We start from the raw sequence: 5,862 nt of genomic DNA on the forward strand, positions 1-5,862 counted from the left end.
GTCCAGATCCACCGCCAGGCAAGGGCTGGGGCTTTGCCGTTGCTGCTGTCCGGGCACACATTGCTGGCTGACGATATGCCACAAGGCATCGGGGTTGCCCCGCCACTTCCAGGCCCCCGCCAACACCAGCCCACAGAGCAAACCACCAGCGATTGTGAATACGGCACCGCGCTTCATGCAAAAACCTCAAGGTACAGGGATGTCATTTATTGTTTGGCTGCTGACATCCCTGTCGTAGGGTTAACGCTTGGCGGGGGCCATAAATTCCGGTCCGATCGGATCTTTTATGGTGCTGGCCAGAATCCGGTCGATATGGCTCAGGTCGTCGGCCGTCAAATGCCAGCCAAAGGCGTCTTCATAACCCTTCAATTGCTCCGGCCGACGCGCGCCCCACAGGGCGATAGTCGGGCCTTGGTCCAGCACCCAGCGCAGGGCCAGGGCCAGCACTGACTTGCCGTGGCACTCGCGCGCATACATGTCCAGCGCCGCCACCGCAGCGAGGTATTGCTCGAAACGCGGCGCCTTGAATTTGGGGTCGAGCTTGCGCACGTCATCGCCGCCAAAGCTGGTGGCCGAATGCATGCTGCCGCTCAACAGCCCGCGGCACAGCGGGCCGTAAGCCAATACCACCAGGGAATGCTGCTTGGCATACGGCAGTATCTCGCTGTCGATCGCCCGCTCGAACAGGTTGTAAGGCGGTTGCACGGTGGCCAATGCCGTATGCGCACTGAACTCGTCCATTTGCGTGCTGGAGTAATTACTCACACCCACCGCGAGGATTTTGCCCGCGCGGCGCAGGCGTTCCAGCTCATCGGCGGTTTCCTCCTGGGCCACCAGCGGGTCGGGCCAGTGAACCTGGTACAAGTCGATGTAATCGGTGTCCAGGCGCACCAAGGAGTCCTCGACTTCCTTGCGAATACGCAAAGCCGTGGCGTTGCGGCGAGGGGTGCCGCCGTCCCATTGCAGGCCCGCCTTGGTGGCGATCACCGCGCTGTGACGCACGCCGCGCAAGGCTTTGCCGATCAGTTCTTCAGACAAGCCCAAGCCGTAGACCGGCGCGGTGTCGATGAGGTTGATGCCGCAGTTCAGCGCATGGCGAATGGTCTTGATCGACTGCTCGCTGTCCGCGCCACCCCACAAGTGCCCGCCCATCGACCACGTACCGAGGGCAATCCGCGAGACCGCCTTTTGGATGCCGGCAATCCGGATGGTCTCGATACTCATAAAAAAATCCTCTGCCCGCACTATTGCTTAGAAAAGCAATTACTCTAGATCATCCGAGGTTGAATAGGGCTCAACGCCCCATGTAACCGAACTCCTGTAAAAGAGGCTTGATATGGCGGCGTTCAACCGTTCCGAATTGGCAGATTTGAATGTGTTCATGGCGATCATTCGCCGCCGCAGCTTCCGCCACGCCGCCCATGAGCTGGGAGTGACCACCTCGGCGTTGAGCCACACCATGCGCAATCTTGAAACGCGCCTGGGCGTGAAGTTGCTGTACCGCACCAGCCGCGCGGTTGAGCCTACCGACGCGGGCAGCCTGCTCGCCGAAAAACTCACCCAGGGTTTCGCCACGATCAAGGACGGCCTCGACACCCTTGAGTTGTACCGCGAAACCCCCATCGGCCGCCTGCGCCTGAACGTACCACGGGATGCGGCGGTGCTGTTGATTTCGCCGATCCTGGGGGAATTCACCCGCGCCTACCCGCAATTGCGCCTGGATGTGATGGTGGAAGACCGCATGATCGATATCGTCGCAGAGGGCTATGACGCCGGTATCCGCTACGGCGCCACCGTGCCTCAGGACATGGTGGCCGTGCCACTGACCGGTGAATTGCGTTGGGTCATGGTCGCCTCCCCGAGCTACCTGGCAGACGCCGGTACGCCGCAGATACCCACGGACCTGCTGCAGCACTCCTGTGTGCGCATGTATCTGGGCGATAAAACCACTTACAAATGGGAACTGGGTAACGGCGCCCGTCAACAACGTATTGATGTGCCCGGCCATTTCAGCGCCGCTGACACCCAGACCATCGTTGATGCGGCGCTGCAAGGCGTAGGCATCGCCTACTGCCTGCAACACCATGTGCAGCAAGCGCTTGCAGACGGACGCCTGGTGGAGGTTTTGCCCGATTGGGCCTGCATCGGTGCCCCGCTGTGCATGTATTACCCCAGTCGTCGCCAGTCACAGCCCGGCCTGCGTCAACTGGTGGAGTTGATCCGCCTGCGCGCGCTCGCGGCGCAGGCGGCAAAAACCGGAAACACTTGAACGCGAATCCGAGGGAATCGTCGCTGGAGGTTGGGGTACAGAGTCTTACGCCATCGCGTGGGAAAAGCATTCCCCGCCTCTGATGAGAACTGATCATGCCGTCTGTTTCCTTCGCGCCATCCAACCTGCCGTACACAACCGTCAAGCCGCCTGCCGAGCCAACACCAAACCGGCAAAAACGCGAAACAACCGTGGAACCCGCAGGCCTGCCCTCCCGTGAACACGGCGACCGTGAACTGGCAGTTCTGTATGGCCAGGCACTCGCACGCAGTACCGGCGACGTAAACCACGACATCACGCTGATGATCGAAAATATCCCGTCGAACTCGACGTTTGGCCAATGGTGGTCACAGCTCGGGCAAGCCTTTGAGTCGCCACAGGTGGCCGAGTGGATGCGTCATCTGGGCATCAACCGCCAAACGCTTGAAATCAACCCGGCCTCAGGGCAAGTCACTTTTGAATTCCAGCGCCATATCGGCAAGCCCGGTGTGCACACGCGCGGCCTCGATGACCCGATGTGGTCAACGGTCAGCGGCCCGGTCATCGCTGCTGCCAACGTCATTGGCGGGCATACCTTTCGCCGTTATAAACCGGCGCTGACCGAACGCAGCACGACAGCCCCCTTGTGGCTGGTACAGCAGTTCTACCGGGACAACGTGGGGCTTTCCCCCTCTCACACCCAGCAACGTGCGACGCAACTTCAACAGGGCGGAACCTTTCCCGCACTCGATCCCGCTCACTTTTCAGCCTTAATCGAGTCGCGCAGCGAAGACCGGCTCGAAGAGCAAAAAGCGCTGATCGCGCACCTGCGCATTCGGCAGGAAGTCGTTCTGTCTTTACGGTACTTCATCGATTTTCTGAAGGAAGGCACCCGCACCGTCGAGCAGATCCCCCATTACCTGAACAACAATAAAGTCAATTTCCCCCCTGGCAGCACTTACAGCCAGCTTCACCTGGATAAATGGAACAACACCAGCCTCACGCAGTTTCTGCAAGGCAACGGCCTGGATGTGCCTACAAACCAGGCGCAAATGGAGAATCTGGCCACTGCATTGTCGAGGCCCGAAGCGGTGAGCCCGATCCATGGCAACTACAGCGGCGCTCTCGATTGGCTCCCGCCGCTGGATCCGGCCAGCCAGCGCCAACTGCGCACCGATATGCGCCACGGCAAGTTCGGTGACATCGACTTGAGCCCGTTCAAAAACGTACTGGAATACTTGCTGCAACATTCACCGATCGACGCTGCGCAGGTGAACAATCCGAGACTGTTGATCGATGCATTGATCCAGTCGCCCAAAGGTCAGGTCTTGGGGGAGGCCATTCAAGCCAAATTCGACCAGCGCCATGTCAAAGGCAGTGCCACTGACTGGTTGCTCGCGGCGTTAAGTGCAGATCAGAACGACGTAGTGAGTGGAACGCCGGCATTCCTCAAATTGAAATCCAGGCAATGGGTGGCGGGTTATCCGCTTTCTGCCAGCGCAAACTATGGTAAGAGCGCGCCAACCATTGTGAACGACCTGGCCGATCACTTGCTGAAAGCCGGCAGCGCCTCCTGCGTCGAAAAAGCGGCCATTCAGGCCTATGTGTTGCTGTCCAGACGGGCACCGGAATTTCTCGTCAAGGACATCCCCGTCTCAATCACTTTTGGCTCTCACAGTTGGGTCAGCTTTGTCACTGCCGTAGAACGTATCGAAGCGCAAGCCTCTGGGGCGACCGCGATGATGAGTTACGGCCAGGTGATGCTGGCGGCGGATGTAGCCCCCCTCTCTGCGCATGAGCGCCAGGTCGAATATGCAGCCCAGACCCATGCGTTGAGGGACTGGGGGGCTGCCCATGGTTTTGGGTATGCGCTGAATGACTCAATGATGAGCGCGGTGCGCGAGGCCTATAACGAACAGATCCAGGCGCTGCAAACCGCCAGCGACGCACAGAAAACGCCGGTACCGGAAGCCCGGGAAATGGCCATTGATCAATTGAAAAAAGCCTTGCCGGAAATGAACCCCGCACTCTTCGACAAAAAGTGCATCCACGTGAAACCCTCCCATCAAGATTTCCCCGGCCCCTACTCGGTGCTCGACCTTTACATGGATGGGCGTAGCCAGTTCGGCTCTGCGCCTGCGGTGCAGGAACAGATCGTGGGCGTAAGGGGCCGGCTCAAGCCACGTCCGGAGACCAGCCAATGGGTGTCGTCATCCACCGATATAAACATCGGTAAGGTACTTGCAAAACTCAAAGACCTACCCCGCTTGTCGCAGCTGTTTGATAACGCATTTACCGACTTTTGCGCACAGGCTGAAAAAGCCTCGGCGACACAGGTGAAATACCTGATTTCAAAGCTGCCGCTTGAAGACCGTGAACATCTCGAGTTCGGTAAAATCACCATTCTGACCGAATGGAATAACCGCTACGAAGCCTTCAGTCGCTCCCGAACATCCACGCCTGCATCCGAAGGCAGCAACTTGCTGGTGAAGACTGAAGTCGACGGCACCCTGCACACCTATGAAATCGACCTGAAGAACGACAAGATCATCAAACGTACCGACTTGGGTGATTTCAAACCCGGGGACCATCCAGCGGGCGTACGGGAGCCAGGCAAGCGTTTTCAAGCGGTGGTTCCCTCAGGAATCTACGCCGAAGGGTTGGCCGAGGAACAGCGTTGGGGACGTGCCCCGCCCAAAAGTTTCGGCAGCGCGAAAACCGCCTACATCGCAGACGCCATGGTCAAAGAGATCAATATCCGGTCGTCAAGAGCACTCCCCGAGGGAAGTACCACCTTCGATACCGAAGTGCCGTTCTACAAAAAAGCCCATACGTTCATGCTGAACCTGATTCCTCTGAGGTCGGCGATCAATAACTTTGCGAATGGCAGCCTCGGTGAAGGCATTCTCGATCTCACCCTGGACGCGTTTGGCTTTGCGGTAGGTCTGGGTGCTGCGGCGAAGGGTGCCAAGGCTTTGCAAACCGGTGTTTCAGCGTTTGGCAAACTGGCCCACAGCGCCAAAATCGTCGGGCGCGCGGCGATCGGCAGCCTCAACCCATTGAGCGGCATTGATGATCTGGCACGAGGCCTGGTAGGTGCGGGCCGCAAGGCCGTTACCCTTGCGCACAATGGTTTAACAACGCTGCGAAACGTCTTGAGCAAGGTTGACCCGGCAGCACTGGCGAAAACACCGGGGATTGCCGAGGGCGTGATAAAACCGGCCAATGCGTTGGAGGACGTTGCCGTAATAGCCCGGCTTGATGAGGGGACAGGCAAGTGGCACGCCATCAACCCGGCGACTCGCCAACCCTACGGGCCAGCGCTGAGGGATTTCAAACCCAAGGTGCTGTCCCGTAATGAACTGTGCGACAACCTCAATACGTTGCATCAGAAACTTGGTAAAGATGAACAATTCAGTATTTGTTACGCCACGGCGTTACGCAGCGCTCAAGCCGACAAAAAAATCACCCAGACCGCGTACGATCGCCTCCTTCCCGAATTCAAGGGTGGCGGCACGCAGCACTATAAACACGTATTGAAGATTGAGCCGCAGGCCCTTAAAAGCACCTTCAATGCGGCCGACATCACAGAGTCGGGCGTCGTCACGTTTATC

Annotated in this window: 4 protein-coding genes; 2 read left to right on the top strand and 2 right to left on the bottom strand. The window is 58.6% G+C overall.

The window, feature by feature from the left end:
* A partial coding sequence (locus WBB95_RS05085) for a CDP-diacylglycerol diphosphatase (protein ID WP_424486567.1) occupies positions 1-177 on the bottom strand: 177 nt, incomplete at its 3' end.
* A 63-nt stretch (positions 178-240) separates the two neighbouring features.
* Positions 241-1,224, bottom strand: a complete 984-nt coding sequence (locus tag WBB95_RS05090) for an aldo/keto reductase (RefSeq protein ID WP_424486564.1) — start codon at positions 1,222-1,224, stop codon at positions 241-243.
* Between the two features lie 112 nt (positions 1,225-1,336).
* Between WBB95_RS05090 and WBB95_RS05095 the strand changes: the two genes are divergently transcribed.
* Together WBB95_RS05095 and WBB95_RS05100 are read left to right on the top strand one after the other, a co-directional pair.
* A complete protein-coding gene (locus tag WBB95_RS05095) occupies positions 1,337-2,269 on the top strand; it encodes a LysR family transcriptional regulator (protein ID WP_424486565.1) in 933 nt (310 codons plus the stop codon).
* A 95-nt stretch (positions 2,270-2,364) separates the two neighbouring features.
* Positions 2,365-5,862: hypothetical protein (locus tag WBB95_RS05100; RefSeq protein WP_424486566.1), on the top strand; the 3,498-nt coding region annotated here is incomplete at its 3' end.

Source organism: Pseudomonas sp. (genome assembly GCF_049645325.1).
Taxonomy (GTDB): domain Bacteria; phylum Pseudomonadota; class Gammaproteobacteria; order Pseudomonadales; family Pseudomonadaceae; genus Aquipseudomonas.